General features: G+C 71.4%; 20 protein-coding genes. 11 read left to right on the top strand and 9 right to left on the bottom strand.

Going from position 1 to position 22566, the window contains the following annotated elements:
• Window positions 1-193: 193 nt before the first annotated feature.
• Complete coding sequence (locus KBX34_RS30735; protein ID WP_210928488.1) at window positions 194-751, bottom strand: TetR/AcrR family transcriptional regulator; 558 nt, start codon at window positions 749-751, stop codon at window positions 194-196.
• Between the two features lie 83 nt (window positions 752-834).
• On the opposite strand from KBX34_RS30735, the gene KBX34_RS30730 reads away from it, so the two are divergent.
• The 4 genes from KBX34_RS30730 to KBX34_RS30715 all read left to right on the top strand — a co-directional run bounded on the left by KBX34_RS30730 (window position 835) and on the right by KBX34_RS30715 (window position 5630).
• Window positions 835-1281: a DoxX family membrane protein gene (locus KBX34_RS30730; RefSeq protein ID WP_210928486.1), complete on the top strand. Its 447-nt coding sequence runs from the start codon at window positions 835-837 to the stop codon at window positions 1279-1281.
• Window positions 1282-1306: 25 nt separating this feature from the next.
• Complete coding sequence (locus KBX34_RS30725) at window positions 1307-1789, top strand: MarR family winged helix-turn-helix transcriptional regulator (protein ID WP_088946177.1); 483 nt, start codon at window positions 1307-1309, stop codon at window positions 1787-1789.
• Window positions 1783-3516: an ABC transporter ATP-binding protein gene (locus KBX34_RS30720; RefSeq protein WP_210928484.1), complete on the top strand. Its 1734-nt coding sequence runs from the start codon at window positions 1783-1785 to the stop codon at window positions 3514-3516. Before KBX34_RS30725 ends, KBX34_RS30720 begins: the two co-directional genes overlap by 7 nt.
• A gap of 188 nt (window positions 3517-3704) precedes the next feature.
• Complete coding sequence (locus KBX34_RS30715) at window positions 3705-5630, top strand: ABC transporter ATP-binding protein (protein WP_247672430.1); 1926 nt, start codon at window positions 3705-3707, stop codon at window positions 5628-5630.
• 39 nt (window positions 5631-5669) lie between these two features.
• On the opposite strand, the gene thrS is transcribed toward KBX34_RS30715, so the two are convergent.
• Window positions 5670-6887, bottom strand: coding sequence for a threonine--tRNA ligase (gene thrS / locus KBX34_RS30710; protein WP_210928482.1), 1218 nt, complete (start codon window positions 6885-6887; stop codon window positions 5670-5672).
• 523 nt (window positions 6888-7410) lie between these two features.
• Between thrS and KBX34_RS30705 the strand changes: the two genes are divergently transcribed.
• The 3 genes from KBX34_RS30705 to KBX34_RS30695 all read left to right on the top strand — a co-directional run bounded on the left by KBX34_RS30705 (window position 7411) and on the right by KBX34_RS30695 (window position 9270).
• Complete coding sequence (locus KBX34_RS30705) at window positions 7411-8034, top strand: DedA family protein (RefSeq protein ID WP_088946175.1); 624 nt, start codon at window positions 7411-7413, stop codon at window positions 8032-8034.
• 121 nt (window positions 8035-8155) lie between these two features.
• Window positions 8156-8488, top strand: coding sequence for a helix-turn-helix domain-containing protein (locus tag KBX34_RS30700; RefSeq protein WP_141907871.1), 333 nt, complete (start codon window positions 8156-8158; stop codon window positions 8486-8488).
• Between the two features lie 140 nt (window positions 8489-8628).
• Window positions 8629-9270: a DUF998 domain-containing protein gene (locus tag KBX34_RS30695; RefSeq protein ID WP_088946174.1), complete on the top strand. Its 642-nt coding sequence runs from the start codon at window positions 8629-8631 to the stop codon at window positions 9268-9270.
• Here the strand turns inward: KBX34_RS30695 and KBX34_RS30690 are convergent.
• A complete protein-coding gene (locus tag KBX34_RS30690) occupies window positions 9227-10630 on the bottom strand; it encodes an NAD(P)H-quinone dehydrogenase (protein WP_210795364.1) in 1404 nt (467 codons plus the stop codon). The genes KBX34_RS30695 and KBX34_RS30690 overlap by 44 nt on opposite strands.
• Window positions 10631-10736: 106 nt before the next feature.
• Between KBX34_RS30690 and KBX34_RS30685 the strand changes: the two genes are divergently transcribed.
• A complete protein-coding gene (locus KBX34_RS30685; protein ID WP_088946172.1) occupies window positions 10737-11192 on the top strand; it encodes a gamma-glutamylcyclotransferase in 456 nt (151 codons plus the stop codon).
• 75 nt (window positions 11193-11267) lie between these two features.
• On the opposite strand, the gene KBX34_RS30680 is transcribed toward KBX34_RS30685, so the two are convergent.
• The 4 genes from KBX34_RS30680 to KBX34_RS30665 form a co-directional block, all read right to left on the bottom strand.
• Window positions 11268-12179, bottom strand: coding sequence for a GNAT family N-acetyltransferase (locus KBX34_RS30680; protein ID WP_307871533.1), 912 nt, complete (start codon window positions 12177-12179; stop codon window positions 11268-11270).
• A gap of 108 nt (window positions 12180-12287) precedes the next feature.
• Window positions 12288-13022 carry a hypothetical protein gene (locus tag KBX34_RS30675; RefSeq protein ID WP_210928479.1) on the bottom strand — a complete coding sequence of 245 codons (735 nt, stop codon included), beginning with the start codon at window positions 13020-13022 and terminating at the stop codon, window positions 12288-12290.
• Between the two features lie 104 nt (window positions 13023-13126).
• The gene (locus KBX34_RS30670; protein WP_210928477.1) at window positions 13127-14155 is read right to left on the bottom strand and encodes a hypothetical protein; all 1029 of its coding nucleotides are present in this window, start codon (window positions 14153-14155) and stop codon (window positions 13127-13129) included.
• A gap of 4 nt (window positions 14156-14159) precedes the next feature.
• Window positions 14160-14792, bottom strand: coding sequence for an MBL fold metallo-hydrolase (locus KBX34_RS30665; RefSeq protein ID WP_099850457.1), 633 nt, complete (start codon window positions 14790-14792; stop codon window positions 14160-14162).
• Between the two features lie 93 nt (window positions 14793-14885).
• Here KBX34_RS30665 and KBX34_RS30660 point away from each other — a divergent pair, with 93 nt between their 5' ends.
• Complete coding sequence (locus KBX34_RS30660) at window positions 14886-15848, top strand: DUF4349 domain-containing protein (protein WP_210928490.1); 963 nt, start codon at window positions 14886-14888, stop codon at window positions 15846-15848.
• Here the strand turns inward: KBX34_RS30660 and KBX34_RS30655 are convergent.
• Both KBX34_RS30655 and KBX34_RS30650 read right to left on the bottom strand, forming a co-directional pair.
• The gene (locus KBX34_RS30655; RefSeq protein WP_210928475.1) at window positions 15805-17064 is read right to left on the bottom strand and encodes an amidohydrolase; all 1260 of its coding nucleotides are present in this window, start codon (window positions 17062-17064) and stop codon (window positions 15805-15807) included. The genes KBX34_RS30660 and KBX34_RS30655 overlap by 44 nt on opposite strands.
• A 440-nt stretch (window positions 17065-17504) precedes the next feature.
• Window positions 17505-19088 carry a methylmalonyl-CoA mutase gene (locus tag KBX34_RS30650; RefSeq protein WP_210928472.1) on the bottom strand — a complete coding sequence of 528 codons (1584 nt, stop codon included), beginning with the start codon at window positions 19086-19088 and terminating at the stop codon, window positions 17505-17507.
• A gap of 206 nt (window positions 19089-19294) precedes the next feature.
• On the opposite strand from KBX34_RS30650, the gene KBX34_RS30645 reads away from it, so the two are divergent.
• Window positions 19295-21364 (top strand): serine/threonine-protein kinase, encoded by a 2070-nt coding sequence (locus KBX34_RS30645; protein WP_210928471.1) that lies wholly within the window; start codon window positions 19295-19297, stop codon window positions 21362-21364.
• 48 nt (window positions 21365-21412) lie between these two features.
• Window positions 21413-22566, top strand: a 1154-nt coding sequence (locus KBX34_RS30640; protein ID WP_210928469.1) for a phospho-sugar mutase, incomplete at its 3' end; no start/stop codon positions are given.

Below are 22566 nucleotides of genomic sequence, written 5' to 3'. Positions count from 1 at the left end.
AATGCGCCGACCCGCACCCCACAGATGCTCCAACACCTGCCGATGCCCGAACGTCAACACACCCGGCCTGGCCACCAACACCCCCAGCACAACCAAGATCAGTTGCACTGAACCTTAGAAACCACCCGGCGTGTCGTGGCACTAACTTCATGATCGACCGAGAAAGGCCGAGGCCGGCGGGGGCACCGCGCCCTCAGGTGGCCAGGCGGCGGAGGACTTCGCGGGCTGCCTTGCGGGGGTCGTCGCCCACCCGCTCGGGCAGCGCGCCGGCCAGCCAGAGGGTGGCGAAGCCGTGGGCGATCGACCAGGCGGCGAGCGCGTCCCGGTCGGTGTCACCGGGGGCGCCACCGGTGGGCAGGGTGGCCACCCCGGAACGGAGCGCGGCGCCGGAGCGCTCCCGGGCCGCGATCAACTCGGCGTCGTCGGCCCGGTAGAGCTCGGGCCGGAACATCACCTCGAAGTACGCGCGGTGCGTGACGGCGAAATCGACGTACGCGACGCCAGCCTCCAGCACGTCGTCCGCGTCGATGAGCTTCTGCGCCAGCAGATCGAAGCCCTGGGCGGCAAGCGCGGTGAGCAGGCCCGCCTTGTCGCCGAAGTGGTGCGCGGGCGCGGCGTGCGAGACACCGGCCCGACGGGCGAGGTCGCGCAGACTCAGCGCGGCGGGCCCGACCTCCTCGATGGCCTCCAGGGCTGCGGCGAGCAGGGCGCGGCGCAGGTCGCCGTGATGGTACGCACGCGTCTCGGTCATGCCCCAATCCTATCTTGTCATTGACAAGATGCTCCTCCGGCGCGCAATCTTGTCACTGACAAGTTTCCCCGAGGAGGTTTTCGATGGCACCCCTGATCGCTCTGGTCGTCGGCACCGCGCTGGCCCGACTCGCCGGCCTGGCCGGCATCTCCGCACTTGATGGTTGGCATCCCGCACTACGGGTCGGGCTGGCCGTGATGTTCGCGCTGACCGCCGTCGCGCACTTCGTCGGTCAGCGCCGAGCGGACCTGATCGCGATGGTCCCGCCGCGGCTGCCCCGCCCGGATCTGCTGGTCACGCTCACCGGCGTGCTGGAGCTGGTCGGCGCGGTCGGCCTGCTGATCCCGGCGACCGCCCGGGTGGCGGCGGCCGGGCTCGCCCTGCTCATGCTGGCGATGTTCCCGGCCAACGTCTCGGCCGCCCGCCGGAGGCTCACCCTCGCCGGGCGTCTCGTCACCCCGCTCGCACAGCGCACGGTCCTGCAGATCGTGTTCGTCACCACTGCTGCGGCAATTTCGTTTGGGCCCTGACTATCAGGGAGCTAATCTACCCGTCGTGGAACTCGTGACCCTCCAGGACGTGCCGCTCGGCCGACTGCTGGTGGTGGCCGGGCACCTGGTCGGGCAGCGGTGGAACCGCTACCTCGCCGAGGAGCACGGCCTCACCCAGGCCGGCATGGTCACCCTGATGACACTCGCCCGACACGGCGAGCTGCCCCACCGGGAGGTCGCCGAGAAAGGCTTCGTGCGCCCGGCGACCCTCACCGGCATCGTGGACACGCTGGCCCGGGAAGGGCTCGTCGAGCGGCAACGCGACGACAGCGACCGACGCAGCGTCCGACTCGCCCTCACCCCCGCCGGGCGGGAGCGAGTGTCCGCACTCAGCGCACTGATGCACTCCGGACGCCCGCTCACCTCGGTCGACGCCGACCCGGTGAAGGCCCAGGTGATCCGCGAGTTCCTGTTGGAGGTCATCGGCAGCGGGGACGACCCGCGGATGACCGGACGCCCTACCGAACCGAAGGATCCGGCGTGCTGATCCGACTGTTGCGCAGCCAACTGCGCACCTACCAACGACCGTTGCTGGCGGTGGTGCTGCTCCAGTTCGTGGGCACCATGGCCTCGCTCTACCTGCCCAGCCTCAACGCCGACATCATCGACCAGGGCGTGGCGCGCGGCGACACCGACTACATCGTGCGCACCGGCGGGTGGATGCTGCTGGTCAGCCTCATCCAGATCGTCTGTTCGATCGCCGCGGTCTACCTCGGCGCGCGGGTCGCGATGGGCTTCGGCCGGGACGTACGCGCCAGGCTGTTCGGGCACGTCAACCGCTTCTCCGCCCGCGAGGTGGCCCGGTTCGGTGCGCCGTCGCTGATCACCCGCAACACCAACGACGTGCAACAGGTACAGATGCTCGTGCTGATGAGCTGCACGATGCTCGTCGCGGCGCCGATCATGAGCGTCGGCGGCGTGTTCATGGCGCTGCGCGAGGACATCGGGCTGTCCTGGCTGATGCTGGTCAGCGTGCCGGTGCTGGCCATCACGCTCGGTGCGATCATCCGCCGGATGGTGCCGGGCTTCCGGCTCATGCAGACCCGGATCGACACGGTCAACCGGGTGCTGCGCGAGCAGATCACCGGCATCCGGGTGGTCCGCGCGTTCGTCCGCGAGCCGTACGAGACGGACCGCTTCGGCGTCGCCAACGCCGACCTGACCGCCACCGCGCTGCGGACCGGCCGGCTGATGGCGTTGATCTTCCCGGTGGTCATGCTGGTGCTGAACGTCTCCAGCGTGGCGGTGCTCTGGTTCGGCGCACAGCGCGTGGACTCCGGCGCCATCCAGGTCGGCGCGCTCACCGCGTTCCTTCAATACCTGATGCAGATCCTGATGGCCGTGATGATGGCCACCTTCATGCTGATGATGGTGCCCCGGGCCGCGGTCTGCGCCGAGCGGATCACCGAGGTGCTGGACACCGACTCCTCGGTGGTCCCCGCCGCCGAGCCGGTCACCGACCTGCCTACCCGGGCCGAGTTGGAGATGCGCGGGGTGCGCTTCCAATATCCGGGCGCGGTCGACCCGGTGCTTCGGGACATCTCCTTCCGGGCCACCCCGGGCACCACCACGGCGATCATCGGCAGCACCGGCGCCGGCAAGACGACGCTGCTGTCGTTGATTCCCCGCCTGGTCGACGTCACCGGGGGCGCGGTGCTGGTCGACGGGGTGGACGTGCGGGAGTTGGCACCGGACGAGCTGTGGCGGCGGATCGGCCTGGTGCCGCAGCGGCCGTACCTGTTCACCGGGACGGTCGCCAGCAACCTGCGGTACGGCAACCCCGACGCCACCGACGAGGAACTGTGGACGGCGTTGGAGATCGCCCAGGCCCGGGACTTCGTGGCCCAGATGCCGGGCGGTCTGGAAGCACCGATCGCCCAGGGCGGCACCACCGTCTCCGGTGGACAGCGGCAGCGCCTGGCCATCGCGCGGGCGTTGGTCCGGCAACCGGAGATCTACCTCTTCGACGACTCGTTCTCCGCGCTCGACCTGGGCACCGACGCGCGGCTGAGAGCGGCACTGCGTCAGGTCACCGCGCAGTCCGCAGTCGTGATCGTCGCCCAACGGGTCTCCACGATCATCGACGCCGACCAGATCATCGTTCTTGAGGACGGAGGGGTCGTCGGAGTGGGACGACACACCGAGTTGTTGGAGACCTGCCCGACGTACGCCGAGATCGTGGCCTCCCAGCAGACGGCGGAGGTGGCGGCATGAGCGAGCCCGACAACACGCGTACCCCGGCCGTACCCAGTCAAAAGCCGGCCGGCGACGGACGGACACCGGATGAGACCGCGCAGCAACCCAGCGGGGGACCCGGCGGGGAAACCGCGCCGGAGACCGGCGGTGGCGGGGCGACGCCGAAGCGGCTGCCACCCGGCGGTCAGCGCGGTGGCCCGGGATGGATGAGCGCCGGGATGCCCGCCGAGAAGTCGATGAACTTCGGGCCCTCGGCCCGCCGGTTGCTCGGCCGACTGCGCTCACACCGGCTGCACCTGGCCGCGATCATCACGCTCGCGGTGGTGAGCGTCGGGTTCAGCGTCGCCGGGCCGAAGATCCTCGGCCACGCCACCGACCTGATCTTCACGGGCGTGATCGGCCGGCAACTGCCCGCCGGCACCACCGCCGACCAGGCCGTTGCCGCGGCCCGGGCCAGCGGCAACGACAGCTTCGCCGACATGCTGGCGCGGATGGACGTGGTGCCCGGGACGGGCATCGACTTCAACGCCCTGAAGCGGGTGCTGCTGCTGGCCCTCGGCCTGTACCTGGCCGCGAGCCTGCTCTCCTGGTGGCAGGGCTGGCTGCTCAACGGTGTGGTCCAGCGCACCGTGCTGCGGCTGCGCGCCGAGGTGGAGGAGAAGCTCAACCGGCTGCCGCTGCCCTACTTCGACCGGCAGCCGCGCGGCGAGCTGCTGAGCCGGGTCACCAACGACATCGACAACATCTCCACCAGCCTCCAACAGACCCTCAGCCAGCTACTCACCTCGCTGCTGACCGTGGTCGGCGTGCTGGCCGTGATGTTCTGGATCTCGCCGCTGCTGGCCCTGGTGGCCCTGGTCGCGGTGCCCCTGTCGGTGCTGGTCACCCAGCGCATCGCCAAACGCTCGCAGAAGCAGTTCATCGCCCAGTGGACGCACACCGGTGAGCTGAACGGTCAGATCGAGGAGGCGTACACCGGTCACGAGCTGGTGAAGGTCTTCGGCCGGCAGCGTGAGGTGGAGGCCGCGTTCCACGCGAAGAACGACGAGTTGTTCCGCGCCAGCTTCGGGGCGCAGTTCGTCTCCGGGATCATCATGCCGTCGATGATGTTCATCGGAAACCTGAGCTACGTGGCGATCGCTGTGGTCGGCGGGCTGCGGGTCGCCTCCGGGACGATGAGCCTCGGCGACGTGCAGGCGTTCATCCAGTACTCCCGCCAGTTCACCCAGCCGCTCACCCAGCTCGCGTCGATGGCCAACCTGCTCCAGTCCGGGGTGGCCTCGGCCGAGCGGGTGTTCGCGGTGCTCGACGCCGACGAGCAGACGCCCGACCCGGTCGAACCCGCCCGGGTCGCCGACCCGCACGGTCGGGTCGAGTTCGAGCACGTCTCGTTCCGCTACGAGGCGGACAAGCCGCTGATCGACGACCTGTCGCTGGTCGCCGAGCCGGGGCACACGGTGGCCATCGTCGGCCCGACCGGCGCCGGCAAGACCACGCTGGTCAACCTGGTCATGCGCTTCTACGAGCTGGACGCCGGCCGGATCACGCTCGACGGTGTGGACATCACGACGATGCGCCGCGACGACCTGCGCGGCCGGATCGGCATGGTGCTCCAGGACACCTGGCTCTTCGGCGGCACCATCCGGGACAACATCGCCTACGGGCGGCCGGACGCCACCGAGGAGGAGATCCTCGTGGCGGCCCGGGCCACCTTCGTGGACCGGTTCGTGCGCAGCCTGCCCGACGGCTACGACACGGTCATCGACGAGGAGGGCAGCAACGTCAGCGCCGGCGAGAAGCAGCTCATCACCATCGCCCGCGCGTTCCTCGCCGAACCGTCCCTGCTGATCCTCGACGAGGCCACCAGCTCGGTGGACACCCGCACCGAGGTGCTGCTCCAGCGGGCGATGGCCGCGCTGCGTTCGGACCGGACCAGCTTCGTCATCGCGCACCGGCTCTCCACCATCCGGGACGCCGACCTGATCCTGATGATGGAGAACGGCCGGATCGTCGAACAGGGCACCCACGAGCAGTTGCTCGCCGCCCATGGCGCGTACCACCGGCTCTACCGCTCCCAGTTCACCGGTGCGGTGGTCGACGAGGAACCGGCCGCCCAACCGGCGTCGGTCTGAGGTCGGGCGGCCGTGCGCGCGAGACGATCGGTGGGCGGGTCAGTCCGACGGCAGCAGGTCGGTCGCGCGAGCGGCGACCTGCCCGCCGATCAGGGCGAGCGCGGCTTCGGCGGGCATCGGGTCCAGGGCACGGCCGCCGCGCAGGCGCAGCGCGAGACGACCATCGGCGGCCTCCCGGGCACCCAACACCCCGAGGTACGGGACGCGGCGGCGGGCGGCGTCCCGGATCCGCGAACCCAGCGAGCCGGCGGCGTCGACCTCGACCCGCAGGCCGGCGTCGGCGGCCCGCCGGGCCAGGTCCGCCGCCGCGTCCGCCTGACCGTCGTCGACCGGCAGCAACACCAGCTGGACGGGTGCGTACCAGGCCGGGAAGGCGCCCTCGTGCACCTCGATGAGGTACGCGAACAGCCGCTCCATGCTGCCGACCAGGCTGCGGTGCAGCATGACCGGCCGATGCCGGTTGCCGTCGGCACCGGTGTACGACAGGTCGAACCGCTCGGGTTTGTCGAAGTCGAGTTGGATGGTGGAGATGGTCGACTCCCGGCCGGCCGCGTCCACGATCTGAATGTCGATTTTCGGTCCGTAGAAGGCGGCCTCCCCGGGCGCCTCGACGTACGCCATCCCGGCCAGCGCGGCGCGGAGCAGGTCCTCCGCGCGGGCCCACTGCGCGTCGTCGCCGACGTACTTCTCGCCCGGCCCGCGCAACGACAGCCGGAGCCCGGCCGGTCGGACGCCGAGCGCGGCGTGCGCGGCACGGATCAGCCCGAGGATCTCCGCGACCTCCGCGCCCACCTGTTCGGGTGCGCAGAAGGTGTGCGCGTCGTTGAGCGAGATGGCGCGTACCCGGGACAGCCCACCGAGCACCCCGGAGCGCTCCGAGCGGTACATCCCGCCCAGCTCCGCGATCCGCAGCGGCAACTCCCGGTAGGAGCGGCCCCGAGCCCGGAACACCAGCGCGTGGTGCGGGCAGAGCGCCGGTCGGAGCACGAACTCGTCGTCGGCGCTGAGCCGCATCGGCGGGAACATGTCGTCGGCGAAGTAGCCGAGGTGCCCGGAGAGTTCGAAGAGTTCGCGTTTGCCCAGCGGCGGCGAGTAGACGTGCTGGTGGCCGGAGCGACGCTCCAACTCCCGGACGTACTCCTCGACGGCGTGCCGGGCGGCGGCGCCGGCCGGCAGCCAGATCGGCAGGCCGGCGCCGGCCAGCGGATCGGAGACGAAGAGGTCCAGCTCACGGCCGAGTCTGCGGTGGTCGATCATGTCGGGCTCCTGGATCGGGTACGACCCGGAGGCGACCTGGACACCGAACGCCGCGCGGCCATCCGGGGCGGATCGCCCCGGGGCCTGGTCGACGGTGGTTACGTCAGAGCGGCGCGCCGGGGACACCCGGCGTCGTGGTCACCACTACCGCACTGCGCATGCCGCGATGCTACGTCTCAGGCGGTCCAGGACGCACCTGAATTACGACAGTGGGAGAGCGGGCAGGGGGTGGGCCGCCGGCGCGGGACCCGCCGGCGGCCCTGGCGGCCCGAAACGTCAGGAACGGGGGACCCGACGGGCGTGGCCGCGCCGACAACGGTACGCCGACGAACGCCGATCCGCCGACCGCTCCGGGACGGTTGGGACGGCCACCGGACCCGTCACCCGAGGCCGGTTCGCCTCGTTGTACCTGGGTGGCCTGGCCGTGTCGACGGTCACGACGGGCCAGGGCCGTCCACGGTGACGGCGGACACGCCGTCAGGCTCAAGACACCCAATCGGCCGCATCCGGCGAGGTGGCAGGCGTGCCCGAACTACTGACTGACGTCGCATCGCCGACGTGGGCGTACCTGGTGCTGCTCGCTCTGCTGATCGCGGACGCCTTCGTGCCGGTGATCCCCACCCAGATCGTCATGATCACCAGTGGCGCCCTCACCGTCTACGGCGGGCTCAGCCTGCCGGTCACCATCGCCGTCGGCGCGCTCGGCGTGTTCGCCGGCGACCTGGCCTGCTACCTGCTCGGGCGCAGCGCACCGGACCGGCGGCCACCCCGGCACGCCGAGCTGAGCCGCGCCCGCCGAGTGGCCAGTCGGGTCACCCAGGGGCTGCGACAACCCGGGCCGCTGGTCATCCTGCTCTGCCGGTTCGTGCCCGGCGGCCGGATGGCGGCCTGCTTCTCGGCCGGGCGCAGCCGCTACCCGTACCGCCTGTTCGTGCTCTACGAGGCGGTCGCCGCGCTGGGTTGGGCCACCTACGGCGCGATGGTCGGGCACCTGGGCGGCACCGCTCTCACCGAGTCGGCCTGGCGGTTGGCCATCATCGCCACCGCCGCCGCAGGCGGGTTCGCCGCAGCCGGATGGGCGATGACGCTGGTCAGCGCTCGCCACGCCCGCGCCGCCGCCGCAGTCGTCAAAGTCCCCATCGACTGAGTGTCGCCAGACCAACGGGTATAAGCTGTGCTTATATCGACTGCATGTGGTACAAGACGGCGGTGCCGTTGGCGGATGACCGCTTCCAGGAGCACCTCTCCAGCCTGAAGGAAACGCAAAGATGACCGGTGGAGCTGACTGGCGGGACGTCAAGGCGAAGGCCCGGGAGCTCGATCCGTCCTGGGAACATCCGGACCGGGCTGCCCGGCGGGCTCAGCAGCGTGAGCAGATGCTGGCATCGGTCAGCGGCGCGCAGCTGGCAGAGATCCGCAAGCAGCTGGGGATGACGCAGACCCAACTAGCTGAAGCGGCGGGGTTGTCCCAGGCGAGGATCAGCCAGATCGAGAATGGCGAGCACACCAGCCTGGAAACCCTCCGCGCCTACGTCACCGGCCTGGGCGGTCACCTCGACATCGTCGCCCGCATCGGGAACATCCACCTGAACGTCGCTTGACCTGGTGTAGGTCAACTCAGGGCTCGGAGCTTGCCGCCGCACGGGACCAATGACGCCGTTGCCTCTAGGGGTGGTCCCGGGGGACGATTTCGGTGGCTGTCCCGGATTCGGCTGGGGTGCCCGCGGCGACAGGCTGAGGCATGCCTGTTACCCGGAGTACCGGCCTGCTGGCCCTGGGCGGGATCGCCCTGGCGGCGCTGCTCACCGTGATCGGCCACCTCGAAGTCAACGACGACCTCAACCCGTGGGCATTGACCATCAGCGACTTCGCGGTCTCCGACCGAGGCGGCGTCATCGACGTCGCCATGGTGGTGCTTGCGCTCGCCACTGTGGCGCTGCTGTACGGGCTGCGCCGCGCCGACCCACCCCGATCGCGCTCGGCTCGAACGGCCGAGCTGCTGCTCGGCGCATGGGTGGGTGGACTGCTGCTGGCCGCCGTGGTGCCGACCAACGAGCCGGGCACCGCCATGACCACCGCCGCCTACCTGCACCGGTACGCCTCGGTCGTCGCCTTCCTGGCACTCCCGGTCAGCGGTTGGCTGCTCGCCCGCCGGCCGGCCCTGACCCCCGCCGCCCGGACGCTACGAACCCTCGTCCTGCTCAGCCTCGCCCTGGCGGCGGCGATGATCTGGTCCGCCTACCCCGGCGACCGAATGCTCATCGGCCTGGCCGAACGCCTCCTCATCCTCACCGAGGTAGCCGTCCTGGCCACGGTGGCGGTAACCCAGACCCGGCGGGTCACTCCAGCTCGTGGAGCATCAGCTGGCGTGCTGCTTCGGTGATCGAGCCGGAGAGGCTCGGGTAGATGGTGATGGTCTGGGCCAGCTCGTTGACCGTCAGGTTGTTCTCCACCGCCATGGTGATGGGCAGGATCAGCTCGCTGGCCTTCGGGGCGACCACCACACCGCCGATCACCTGACCGCTCGCCGGCCGGCAGAACAGCTTCACGAAGCCGTCCGAGAGGTCGTCCATCTTGGCCCGGGCGTTTCCGGACAGCGGCAGCATCACCTGCCGGGCCGGCACCTTGCCCGCGTCCACCTCGTCCTGCGAAACACCCACGGTCGCCAGCTCCGGGTCGGTGAAGACGTTCGCCGCGACGGTCCGCAGCCGCAGCGGGCGAACCGCTTCGCCGAGCGCGTGCCACATGGCGATCCGGCCCTGCATGGCGGCGACACTGGCCAGCAGCAGCACGCCCGTGCAGTCGCCGGCGGCGTAGATGCCGGGCACGTTGGTCCGGGAGGCCCGGTCGACTGTCACGTAGCCGCCCCGGCCCAGCTCCACCCCGTACTCGGCGAGGCCCAGGTTGGCCGTGTTCGGGATCGACCCGACCGTGATCAGCGCGTGCGAACCGGTCACCTTGCGGCCGTCGGAGAGCTCCACCTCGACACCGTCGGCGGTACGCCGGACCGCGTCGGCCCGGGAGTTGTTGAGGATCTCCATGCCCCGGTTGCGGAACACCCGCTCGATGGCGGACGCGGCGTCGGCGTCCTCGTGCGGCATCACCCGGTCCCGGCTGGAGACCAGGGTGACCTGGACCCCCATCGCCAGGTACGCGCTGGCGAACTCCGCGCCGGTCACACCGGAGCCGACCACGATCAGGTGCTCGGGCAGCTCCGGCAGGTCGTACACCTGGCGCCAGGTCAGGATGCGCTCACCGTCCGGTACGGCGGTGGGCAACTGGCGGGGTGTCGAGCCGGTGGCCACCAGCACTGTCGACGCGGCGATGGAGTATTCCTCGCCCCCGTCGGCGGGGGTGACGACGACCCGGTGGGTGTGCCCGAGGGAATCCTCGCCGAGCCGCGCGGTGCCGGCCACGAAGGTGACGCCCGCCTTGAGCAGCTTGGCGTGGATGTCGGCGGACTGCGCCAACGCCAGCCGCTTGACCCGCTCGTGCACCGCCCGGGCGTCGACGGTGACCGCCTCCAGGCCGTCCGAGTGCACCCCGAACTCCTCGGTGTCCCGGTAACCGGTCACCACTTGGGAGCTGGCGATGAAGGTCTTCGACGGCACACAGTCGGAGAGCACACATGCTCCACCGGCACCGTCGGCCTCCACCACTGTGACATCGGCGTCCAGCTGGGCGGCGACCAGAGCCGCCTCGTACCCGGCCGGCCCCCCACCGATGATCACGATCCGGCTCACAGCGTTCGCCCTTCGTCCATGCTCACAGTGACTTTCTTCTCCTGAGCGCATTCGACACGCACTGTCGTATTCTCCCCCACCCGTCCGCCGGGCTATCGTCATCGCCGTGCGTCATCACGCCGCCTACGGCTCAAATCTCGATCCCGCCCGGATGCGCGCCTACTGTCCGCATTCGCCGATGGTGGGCACCGGCTGGCTGGAAGGCTGGCGGCTGACCTTCGCCGGGGCTGACGTGATCGGCTGGGAGGGCGCGGTGAGCACCCTGGTCGAGTCTCCCGGTGACCGGGTCTTCGTGGCGCTCTACGACATCCACCCCTACGACGCGGGTCAGCTCGACGAGCTCGAGGGGGTGACCGCCGGCACGTACCGCAAGCTGCACGTCCGGGTCTCCACCCTCGACGGGGACGTGACCGCGTGGATCTACGTCTTCAACGGGTACGAGGGCGGCCTTCCGACCTCGTGGTATCTGTCCGAGATCGCGAACGCCGCCGAGAAGGCGGGCGCCCCGGACGACTACGTCACCGAGCTGCGGTCCCGCCCCACCGGCACCGCATCGGCGTAGCAGCGCGTATCGCACGCTCCCAGTCTGCTACCGCCGTCGACCGGATCGTCGGTCGGGCCCGACCGGGGTCGTCAATCACACACCGGCGGCCGGAACGGAAAGCTCGTACATGTCGATCCACAGGGTTTCGCGCAGGCCCACCGACTCGTACAACGACAGCGGGGCGGTCGGGTTGGTGAGGTCCACACCCAGTCCGACGGACTGCCGCCCCTTCTCGGCGTAGCGGGCGAAGGCGCGGCGCAGCAGCGCCGCACCCACACCCCTGCGACGGTACGCGGACAGCACCGACAGGCTCTTCACCCAGCCCTGCTGCTGGTCGAGCGCCTGGTCCGAGGACTGCAACGCGCCGACCGGCACCCCGTCCACCTCGGCGACGAACCACTCGTCCCAGGCGTTCAGGTCACCGATCCGGGCCCGCCACCGCTCGTACGACACCGGCTCGTGATCGGCGGTGTCGGCGAAGGCGGTCTCGGTGATGCGGTGGAACTCCCGCAGGTCGGCCTCGTCGTCGGGGCGTACCTGCCGCACCGTCACACCGGAGGGCCCGGCGGGCTGCTCGGGCAGGTCGGTCAGCGGCCCGCTCATCCGGACGTACCTCTTGACCAGGGTGAACCCGACGTCGCGCAGGCTCCGTTCCCAGTCACGTTCCGGCGCGAAGACCGCGCAACGGACGGTGAGCGACGGCAGCCCCCGGTCGGCGGCGCGCTCGGCGACCCGGTCCAGTTGTCGGGCCAGCAGCGGCGCCCGGACGGTCGCGGCGCGTACCGGGTCGACGTAGATCTCCACGAACTCCCGGCCGACCCCGGTGGGGTTGTCCACCGTCGCCCAGCCGACCACATCGCCCTCCGGGTCGACCGCCAGCCAGGAATCCCGGTCCGGGTCGAAGTAGGGGGCGGTCAGTGACGCGGCGACGTCCTCGGCGTCGAAGTCGGGATGGCCGATGGCGAAGGTGTCGGCGGCGTGCACCACCGCCAGGATCGCGGGCACGTCGTCGAGGGTGGGCCTGCGCGTTGTCCAACCAGCGGGAAGAGTCACGGCAGAACATCCTGGCAGCCGACCTCGTCGGGCGCCGCCCATTTTTCGCTGGCGGGAGGCTCAGGCGAGGTGGGCCCGGGTGCGGTGCAGCAACTCGACCAACTCGTTGCCGTCGGCGGGGCCGAGGGCCGTGAACGCCGGCGCGGCCAGTCTGTTGGTCACGGCCTCCGCCCAGAGTCGTCGACGCACCAGCGGCCCGATCGGCGGGTACGGAGGCGACCAGCCGCAGGCCACCGCCCCGGCCTCCCCCTCGGGCCCGGACAGCACGGCCTCCAGTGGGGTCATCCCGGCGGCGCGCACCGCCAACAGGTAGGCGCCGGTGAAGTGTTCGCGGAGCAGCCGCAGCCCGGCTGCGGTGCGGGAGCCCGGGGAGAGGTCCGGCAGGGGCATGGCCCGCCACGCGGCGAAGAGCGGCATCCCGCTGGCGTCCGCGGCGACCACCGCCCGCTCGACGAGTGTCGCCAGGCGCTCGGTGCCGGGCAGAGCGCCGAGCTGCTGCGCCCCCCACCGACAGCACTCGGCGAGGCTCGCGGCGGCCACCTCGAACGGGGGCACGACCCGGCCTGCGGCGTCCCAACCGTCGGCGACCGCGTCCGGGGCGATGAAGCCGAGAGCGGCGGCGGCCGTCTCGGCCCGCACATCGCCGAGGGCGCCGGCCCGACCACCGATGTAGAAGGCCCAGCCGGAGATGCCGAGCAACCGGGCCCGGCGCAACGTGACCGGGTCCCGGCTGAACGCGTCGCCGAGGTCGAGCACGACTGGCTTGCTGGCCGCGGCGGCCTGCTCCGGTGTCATTCAGGCACCACAGTCGACCAGCCCGACCCGTCGCCCACGACGACTCCCCGATCCGGGGTCACCCGCCGTGGACGGTCCGCACACCCGTAGTCGTCCATCGATGGTCAGTCTGCCGCGCCAGCGCCCCCATCCGCATCCCCCTCTTCGGCCGCCAGCGCCTCGATGGCCCCCTCCACCTCACCCGCGCGCCGCCGAGCCACGGTGACCGCTCGTTCCGCGGCACGCCGAGCCAGCTTGGCGCGGCTGAGATCCTGCTCGGCGACCGCCCGCCGCCGCTCCAGCTCGGCCAGCTCGGCCTCGATCCCGTCGAGTACGGCGACGCCGTCCCGCTCCTGCCCGGTCGCCTCGGTCAGCTCGGCCTCGACGCGCTTCTGGTCGGCCTGGGCCAGGGCCAGCTCCCGTTCCAGGGCACGGCGCTGCCGGGCCCGCTCGGCGCGGGCCGCCCGCTGCGCAGCCCGCTCGGCCTGCTCGGCGCGCCCCGCTGCCCGGTCCTTGCGGGAGGCGGCCCGGTCCGTGCCCGGTGCTGCCCGGTCCGTGCGGGTCGCCGGCTCGGAGCGCGCCCGCTGGGCACCGGGTCGGCGGGCCGGGCGCTCCTCCTCCTCCGGCTCCTCGTCGTCGCCGGTGACCAGCCGCAGTTGTGGGCGGGGCACCTCGCCGAAACCCGCGTAGCTGGCCGCCCGGAGCAGGCGGCCGGCCCGGACCTGCTCGGCGACCTCGGCGTCGGAGAACGCCGCGTTGAGGGTCGCCTCCACCTCGGCCAGCGGCAGTCGACCCGCCGGTGGCGCGTCCGGCTCCGCCGCGGCGAGCTTGCGGACCTCGGCGACCAGGGCACCGACCACCGCCCGACGCTGCGCGGACAACTCCCGCAGCCGGGGGCCACGCAGCTCCCGCTGGGCGGTGCGCAGCTCGTCGGCGAGCTCGACCAGGTCGGCGACCAGCTCGGGGCGCCTGATGGCGAGCAGGTTCACCAGCCAGGCGGCCACCGTCGGGCGACGGAGCCGGGCCAACTGTCGCGCGGTGCTCGGGTCGCCGGCTCGGCGGGCGTCGGCCACGGCGGCGTCCCGGGCGGCCACGAACCGGTCCGGTGGGGTGCGGTAGAGCTGCTGCACCAGCTCCGTCGAGGGGCCGGGCATCGGGTCAGACGTCCACCCGGCTACCGGGCTCCAGTCGCTGGTACTCGGTGCCGGACATCGCCGTGTACTGCCGGTTGAGCACACCCAGCCCGTTCTCGTTGAGCAGGGCGTCGTGCAGGGCGTACGCGCGCCGCGGCGCGACAGCCCGAATGAAGTCGAGCACCTCGGAGAACTTCGACCAGGGGGCGTGGATCGGCGCGAAGAGCGTGTCGACGGGTGTCTCGTCGGGCACCACCAGTGAGTCGCCCGGGTGGTAGACCGCGTCGTTGATCAGGTAACCGAGGTTGTCCACCACCGGGATGTCCGGGTGGATCACCGCGTGCCGCCCTCCGTACGCGCGGACGGCGACCCCGGCGGCGGTGAACGACTGACCCGCGGTGACCGGGTGCAGTGCCTCGGCCGCGTCGCCCAGGGCCTCGGCGAGCGAGGCGGGCCCGTGGATCGGGAACGGTTGCCGGTCGAGCTGCAGGCGCACCGCCGCGAGGTCGAGGTGGTCGGGGTGCTCGTGGGTGATCAGCACCGCGTCCGCACCGTCCAGAGCCACCGCTGGATCGCTGAACATGCCGGGGTCGATGACGAGCACTCCCCCGTCGTGCTCCACGCGGAGGCAGGAGTGGGCGTACTTGGTGAGCCGCATCGTGACTCCTCGATTATCGAATCGTGACGTCCTCAGCGCAGTCTGCCGGAACCAGCCGACGCGTGCGCAGCGTCCGAGCTATCGCCACACCGGATAACGACGATGGGAGCGGGGATGGACGGAAAGGTGGTACGACGCCACGGCACACTGCTGGCGGCGACGGCGCTGGCGGCGACGCTGGTGCTGACGGGATGCGGCGCCGGCGACGACAGCGGGTCGAAGGATTCCGCGGGCTCGGCGGCCGAGGCGCCAGCAAAGGCCGGCGAGGCGAACAGGGACGCCGCCAAGGACGAGGCGGGTGCGGCCGGAGCCGGCGCAGCGGACCTGCGGGTCGACCAACGGGCGATCATCTACACCGGAACGATGCGCGTGCAGGTGGACGATGTGGACGCGGCGGCCCGCGAGACCACCGCCATAGCCACTCGGGCCGGTGGCTTCATCGGGGGCGACCAGCGGCGCAGCGCCGACGCCGACGCGGTGGCGGAGTTGCAGTTGCGAGTGCCGGCGCCGAAGTTCGCCGGCGTGGTGGAGGAGATCGCGAAGCTGGGTCGGCAGCAGAACCGGGAGATCAACACCCAGGACGTCACCGAGGAGACCGTCGACCTGGACGCCCGGATCACCAGTCAGCGGGCCCGGGTGGACAGCGCCCGCCGGTTGCTGACCCGCGCCACCTCGATCACCGACCTGGTGTCGTTGGAGAACGAGCTGGGTCGCCGGGAGGCCGACCTGGCGTCGCTGGAGGCCAAGAAGCGACGCCTGGCCGACCTGACCGCCCTGTCCACGATCACCGTGTCGCTGGCCGGGCCGGCCGCCAAGGCCGCCGACGAGAAGGCCGAGACCGGCTTCCTGGTCGGGCTCAAGGGCGGTTGGAAGGCGTTCGTCGCCTCGTTGACCGTCCTGCTGACCGTGCTGGGCGCGCTGCTGCCGTGGCTGGTGGCGCTCGGCGTACCGCTGGGGGTCTTGCTGGTGGTGTTGCGCCGGCGACGGAAGATCCCGGCTCTGGTCGGTCCGGTCAGCGCGCCGCCGCCAGTGCCCGCAGCGCGGTCTGCACCATGACGCGTACGCCGGCCGGGATGGCCCGCTCGTCCACGTCGAAGCTTGCCCGGTGCAGGTCGACGTTGGGGCCGGAGCGGCCCACGCCGAGACGGGCGAGGGCGCCGGGGACGTACTCCAGATACCAGGAGAAGTCCTCGCCGCCCATGCTCTGCGGTGTCTCGGCGATCCCTTGCGGGCCGAGCGCGGCGCCGGTGGCGGCGGTGAGCACCTGGATGGCCCGCGAGTCGTTGCTCACCGGCGGCCGGCCGCGAAGGTATTCCAGATCGACCGTGGCGCCGGTCGGGGCGATCACGTCCCGGACGACCTGAGCGACGATCTTGGGAGCCTGCTCCCAGGTGTCGCGGTCCATCACCCGCAGGGTGCCGGAGGCGCTCGCCTCGGAGGGGATGACGTTGTAACGGGTGCCGGCCGAGGCGTGGCCGAAGACCAGCAGCAGGCCACTGTTGGCCGGCACCCGGCGGCTGACCAGGGCGGGCACTTCGGTGATCAACCGGCCGAGCGCGTCGACCAGGTCGACGGTCAGGTGCGGACGGGCGGTGTGACCGCCCGGCCCGGAGAGCCGGACCGTGACGTTGTCGGCAGCCGCCGTGATCGGGCCGACCCGCAGGCCGACCTGACCCACAGGCAGGTTCGGGTCGCAGTGCAGCGCGAAGATCTGCACCACGTCGTCCAGGCCGCCCGCCTCGATGACCTCCAGCGAGCCGCAGGGCAGGATCTCCTCGGCCGGCTGGAAGATCAGCCGGACCCGGCCGTCCAGCTCGCCGAGGTCGGCGAGCTGGGCCAGCAGCATGCCGACGCCGAGCATGATCGTGGTGTGCACGTCGTGGCCGCAGGCGTGGCAGACGCCCTCCACGGTGGAGCGGTACGGCACGTCCTTGATGTCGTCCAGCGGCAGGGCGTCGATGTCGGCGCGCAGCGCGACGACCGGGCCGTCGGGGCGGCCGTCGATGTCGCAGATCACGCCGTTGCCCTTGGGCAGCAGCCGAGGGTGCAGCCCGGCCAGCGAGAGCTCCCGGGCGATCAGGGCCGCCGTCTCGAACTCCGTGCCGGAGAGCTCGGGGTGCGAGTGGAGGTGACGGCGCGTGGCGATGAGCCCCGGTACCCGGAGGGCGAGGAGGTGGTCCAGGTCGCGGGGAAGGGGCTGGGACCCGGGTGGCGTCTCCGGCCAGGACGACGCCAGCTGGCCACCAGTGGGCAGCGTCAACGCACTCGTCACGTCGAATTCTCGATCACTAGAGATGGATGGATCATCGGGGACAGCAGACAGCCTAGACCTCCGGCGGTGACGCTGCGCAACCTCGTTACGGTGATGATCAGACCGCGTAGCGTCACGTATGCCCTGCTGAGGGCGCTCGGAGATGTGCGGGACAGCAGGTAGATCGTGCTCGAATGCCGTCATGCGCCCCTCACCTCCTACAACGCGTAACCAACCGTGGCGGTCGCGATTCCGGAGCGCCACGCCGGGACCCTGTTGCAAATTGTCGCATTAGTCGGGGTGGTGAACTGACACTCCGACAATTAGCCGACCACGCTCCGCGACGACCGGATAAGGACGCTCACACGCACGCGTCGACCACGGGCGCACACTGTGTGCGTCCGTGGTCGAAGGGGTACCCGCTGAACCGGACGGACACACGCCGTCGCGGCCAGCGACGGTCAGAAGCGATCGGTGGGCCGGTACAACCCCCACACCTCGCGCAACGTCCCGCAGACCTCGCCCACTGTCGCCCGGGCCCGCAGTGCCGCCTTCATCGGGTAGAGCACGTTGTCGGTGCCCTCGGCGGCGGCCCGCAGATCCGCGAGGGTCCGGGTCACCTCGTCGGTGTCCCGCTCGGAGCGCAGCCGCGCCAGCCGGTCAGCCTGGGCCGCCTCGATCGTCGGGTCGACCCGCAGCGGCTCGTACGGCTCCTCCTCGTCCACGGTGAACCGGTTGAGCCCGACGACCACCCGCTCGCCCGAGTCGATCTCCTGGGCGATCCGGTACGCGGACTGCTCGATCTCCCGCTTCTGGAACCCGGCCTCGATCGCGTCCACCGCCGAGCCGTGGTCGGCCACCCGCTCCATCAACTCGACGGCGGCGGCCTCGATCTCGGCGGTCATCGCCTCCACCACGTACGAGCCGGCGAACGGGTCGACGGTGGCGGTCAGGTCCGTCTCGTACGCCAGCACCTGCTGGGTCCGCAGCGCGAGCCGGGCCGCCTTCTCGGTGGGCAGAGCGATCGCCTCGTCGAAGCTGTTGGTGTGCAGCGACTGGGTGCCGCCGAGCACCGCGCCCAACCCCTGTACCGCCACCCGGACCAGGTTCACCTCCGGCTGCTGCGCGGTGAGCTGCACGCCAGCGGTCTGGGTGTGGAAGCGCAGCATCATCGACTTCGGATCCTTGGCGCCGAAGTCGTCGCGCATCAGCCGGGCCCAGATCCGCCGGGCGGCGCGGAACTTCGCCACCTCCTCCAGCAGTGTGGTGCGGGCCACGAAGAAGAACGACAGCCGGGGCGCGAAGTCGTCCACCGCGAGGCCGGCGGCCAGCGCCGCCCGCACGTACTCCACGCCGTTGGCCAGGGTGAACGCGATCTCCTGCGCGGGCGTCGCGCCGGCCTCCGCCATGTGGTAGCCGGAGATGGAGATGGTGTTCCACTTCGGCACCTCCTTGCGGCAGTACGCGAACGTGTCGGCCACCAGGCGCAGCGACGGCTTCGGCGGGAAGATGTACGTCCCCCGGGCGATGTACTCCTTGAGGATGTCGTTCTGGATCGTGCCGTTGAGCGCCGTGCCGGGCACCCCGTTCTCCTCGGCGACGAGCTGGTAGAGCAGCAGCAGCACCGAGCCGGGCGCGTTGATGGTCATCGAGGTGGAGACCTTGTCCAGCGGAATGTCGGCGAAGAGCAGCCGCATGTCCTCGATGGAGTCGATGGCGACGCCCACCTTGCCGACCTCGCCGTGCGCGATCGGCTCGTCGGAGTCGTAACCCATCTGGGTCGGCAGGTCGAAGGCGACCGAGAGGCCCATCGTGCCGGCCCGCAACAGCTGGTGGTAGCGCGCGTTGGACTCGGTGGCGGTGCCGAAGCCGGCATACTGGCGCATGGTCCACGGACGGGAGGTGTACATCGTGGGGTAGACCCCCCGGGTGTACGGGAACTCGCCGGGGCTGCCCAGCCGGGAGTCCAGGTCCTCCGGAAGGTCGGCCTCGGTGTAGACGCCGTTGATCGGGAAACCGGACTCGCTTGACCGCCGTTCACTCATCCCCGGATGGTAGGACGCCTGGCCACACCCTCGCGTGAGGGATACCGCACAGTGCGTCCCGACCGGTCGACACCAGGTGAACGACAGGGCACGTTCTGTCGACTTCGATAAACGTCCGCCGCGTCGGCTTTCGCATCGGGCGTCGGAACCAGCAAGATAGGGGGGTTGTGTCCCAGCCCCCCTCGATTTCCCCCGGTGGCTTTTCTGTGACTCAGATCCCGACGTGGAGCGGCGGACCAGTTAGTCCCGCCAACGGACGAGCGGCGCCCGGCACCACCATTGGTGGCCGGTACTCGCTGCGGTCCTCCGTGGGCAACGGCGGCATGGGCACGGTGTGGCGTGCCACAGACACCCTGCTGCGCCGTGACGTGGCGGTGAAGGAGGTCGTCCTTCCTCCGGGTCTGGCCCCCAGCGACCGCGACGCCATGTACGAACGCACCCTGCGCGAGGCCCGCGCCGCCGCCGCCATCCAGCACCCCGCCGTGGTGCAGGTGTACGACGTGGTCACCGAGGCCGGCCGGCCGTGGATCGTGATGGAGCTGCTGGACGCCCGCAGCCTCGCCGACATGGTGATCGAGGACGGTCCGGTGGCACCCCGGGCCGTCGCCAAGATCGGCATAGCGCTGCTTGGCGCGTTGGAGGTCGCACACGCGATCGGCGTGCTGCACCGGGACGTGAAGCCCGCCAACGTGCTGATCTGCACCGACGGGCGCTGCGTGCTGACCGACTTCGGGGTCGCCCGGATGCCCACCGACGTCCAGCTCACCACCCCCGGCATGGTGCTCGGCTCACCACACTTCATCTCGCCCGAGCGCGCCATGGGCCAGGAGTTCGGGCCACCGAGCGATCTCTTCTCGCTGGGTGTGACGCTCTACACAGCGGTCGAGGGACGCCCCCCGTTCGACAAGGGCGACCCGATCGAGACCATGCACGCCGTGGTCGAGGACCCGCCCGCCCCACCGCAGCGCAGCGGCCCGCTGACCCGGGTGCTGATGGGTCTGCTGGAAAAGGACCCGGCCCGCCGGTTGGACGTGCACACCGCCCGGGCCATGCTGCGCGAGCTGCTCGCCGGCCCGTTGGGCAGCACCGCAACCGCCGTGCACTCGGTCACCGACCCGTACAACGTGGTGCCGGTGCAGCAGCGCCCGGTGCCCGTCCTGCCGCCGCCCCAGCCGGAGCCGAAGCCGGACAGCCAGATCGGTGGGCCCGCCATGCTGGCCCCCGGTGAGTCCCTGACCGACCGGCTGGCGGCGCTGAGCCGGGGCGAACGCCCGGAGCCGACCGGCACTGCCGGCGCCACCGGGCTCGACGAGACCAGCGCCGACGCGTTGGCCGGCCCGCTGCACACACCCACCGGCGCGATGCCCCCGCCCGGCCGACAGTCCGCTGGGCGCGCCTACGGCCGCAACGCGGACGCCACCCAGCGGGTGGACGCCGGCGCGCACCCGGACGCCACCCAGCGGGTCACCTACGGCACACCGGCCGGTGCCACCCAGCAGGTCGGCTACGGCGGCGCACCGGAGGCCACCCAGCGCATCGGCGGCACCTACGGCGGCAACCAGTGGTCGGTGCCGGGCACCGGCCAGCCCTGGGCCACGTCGCCCGCCGCTTCCGCCGGTGACGGCGGCGGCGCTCTGGGCAAGGTCCGCGCCACCGGTGGCCAGCTCGTCAGCACCGTCAAGGGCTGGCCACGCAAGGTGCAGCTCGCCGCGGCCGGCGGGTTGGTCGTCGTGCTGCTGCTCACCGTGGTGGCGCTCTCGGGCGGCGACGACGACGCCCCGCCGAGCACTCCCCAGGCGCAGCCCACCCCGTCCGCCGCAGCGGCGCCGAGCGTCGAGATGCAGGAACACACCGCCCGCGGCATCCAGCTCATGGTGCCGAAGGGCTGGAAGAAGGCCACCGGCGGTTCCTACACCGACTACATCGACCCGGAGGACAGCGGCCGCAAGGTGCGCATCATCACCGAGAAGTGGTCCAGCGACTCCAACCGCTGGGCGGAGACGGCGGAGAACGGCCTCAAGACCAGGAGCACCTCCTGCGTCAAGCCATACCAGCAGGTCAGCGCCACCGAGACCGAGCTGGCCAGCAAGCCGGCCGCCGAGTTCGAATACACCTGCGGCGAGGGCGACGCCATGCGGCACGGCGTCTGGCGTGGGGTGGCCGAGGGCGGCAAGGCGTACTCGTTCTACCTGACCTCGACGGACACCAAGTTCGCGGAGAGCAAGCCGATCTTCGACGAGATGGTGCGGACGTTCCAGCTCACCGGGGACGGCTGAGCCGGAGGGAACCGACAGCGGTGATCCGCCGCCGTGCTATCAAGGGGCATGGCGGCGGACACGACTGACATCGACGACATTCGCGAGCAAGCCCGGCGCTGGCTGGCCGACGACCCCGACCCGGCCAGCCGGGACGAGCTGACGGCGGTGCTCGACCGGTTGCCGGCGAGCGCGCCGGAGCTGGCCGACCGGTTCGCCGGCCCGCTGACCTTCGGCACCGCGGGCCTGCGCGGCCCGCTGCGGGCCGGCCCGAACGGAATGAACCTTGCCGTGGTCACCCAGGCCGCTGCCGGCCTGGTCGGCTGGCTCGCGGCCCAGGGCGGCACCGGCCCCCTGGTGATCGGGTACGACGCTCGGCACGGCTCCCGGGAGTTCGCCGAGCGCACCGCCCAGGTGGCCACCGGGGCGGGTCGACCGGCGCTGCTGCTGCCCCGCCCGCTGCCCACCCCGGTGCTGGCGTACGCGGTGCGCCACCTCGGCGGAGTCGCCGGTGTGATGGTCACGGCCAGCCACAACCCACCCCAGGACAACGGCTACAAGGTCTACCTCGGCGCGGAGCTGGGCGGTGAACTGGGCTGGGGCGCGCAGATCGTGCCGCCCGCCGACGCCGGCATCGAGGCGGCCATCCGATCGGTCGGCCCGCTGACTGAGGTGCCACTGGGCCCACCCGGGCAGGTGCTCGGCGACGACCTGACCGCCTCGTACGTCGAACAGGCCACCGCCGTGATCGACCCGGACGGGCCACGGGACCTGACGGTGGCGTACACCCCTCTGCACGGGGTGGGCGCGGCGGTCCTCACCGCCGCCTTCGCCCGCGCCGGTTTCCCGGTGCCCGGCGTGGTCCCCGACCAGGCCGAGCCGGACCCGGCGTTTCCGACCGTGTCGTTCCCCAACCCGGAGGAGCCGGGGGCGGTGGACCGGCTGATCGCCCTGGCCGACTCCACCGGCGCGGACCTCGCCATCGCCAACGACCCGGACGCCGACCGTTGCGCGGTGGTCGTCCGTGACGGGCACGACGGCTGGCGGATGCTGCGCGGCGACGAGGTGGGGGTGCTGCTCGCCGACCACCTGATGCGGCGCGGGGTGACCGGGCTATACGCGACCACCATCGTGTCCTCGTCACTGCTGCGCGCGATGTGCGCGGCCCGGGGCCTGCCCTACGACGAGACGCTGACCGGCTTCAAGTGGATCGTGCGGGCCGG

The organism is Micromonospora sp. M61 (assembly GCF_018070245.1).
Lineage (GTDB): Bacteria > Actinomycetota > Actinomycetes > Mycobacteriales > Micromonosporaceae > Micromonospora > Micromonospora zamorensis.
This window is presented reverse-complemented; position numbering and strand designations above follow the sequence as displayed.

Excerpts from the sequence above, each read along its gene's own strand:
- KBX34_RS30735 (WP_210928488.1), bottom strand. The coding sequence starts at position 751 with ATGACCGAGACGCGTGCGTACCATCACGGCGACCTGCGCCGCGCCCTG.
- KBX34_RS30730 (WP_210928486.1), top strand. The coding sequence starts at position 835 with ATGGCACCCCTGATCGCTCTGGTCGTCGGCACCGCGCTGGCCCGACTC.
- KBX34_RS30715 (WP_247672430.1), top strand. The coding sequence starts at position 3,705 with ATGAGCGCCGGGATGCCCGCCGAGAAGTCGATGAACTTCGGGCCCTCG.
- thrS (WP_210928482.1), bottom strand. The coding sequence starts at position 6,887 with ATGATCGACCACCGCAGACTCGGCCGTGAGCTGGACCTCTTCGTCTCC.
- KBX34_RS30700 (WP_141907871.1), top strand. The coding sequence starts at position 8,156 with ATGACCGGTGGAGCTGACTGGCGGGACGTCAAGGCGAAGGCCCGGGAG.
- KBX34_RS30695 (WP_088946174.1), top strand. The coding sequence starts at position 8,629 with ATGCCTGTTACCCGGAGTACCGGCCTGCTGGCCCTGGGCGGGATCGCC.
- KBX34_RS30675 (WP_210928479.1), bottom strand. The coding sequence starts at position 13,022 with ATGACACCGGAGCAGGCCGCCGCGGCCAGCAAGCCAGTCGTGCTCGAC.
- KBX34_RS30670 (WP_210928477.1), bottom strand. The coding sequence starts at position 14,155 with ATGCCCGGCCCCTCGACGGAGCTGGTGCAGCAGCTCTACCGCACCCCA.
- KBX34_RS30665 (WP_099850457.1), bottom strand. The coding sequence starts at position 14,792 with ATGCGGCTCACCAAGTACGCCCACTCCTGCCTCCGCGTGGAGCACGAC.
- KBX34_RS30650 (WP_210928472.1), bottom strand. The coding sequence starts at position 19,088 with ATGAGTGAACGGCGGTCAAGCGAGTCCGGTTTCCCGATCAACGGCGTC.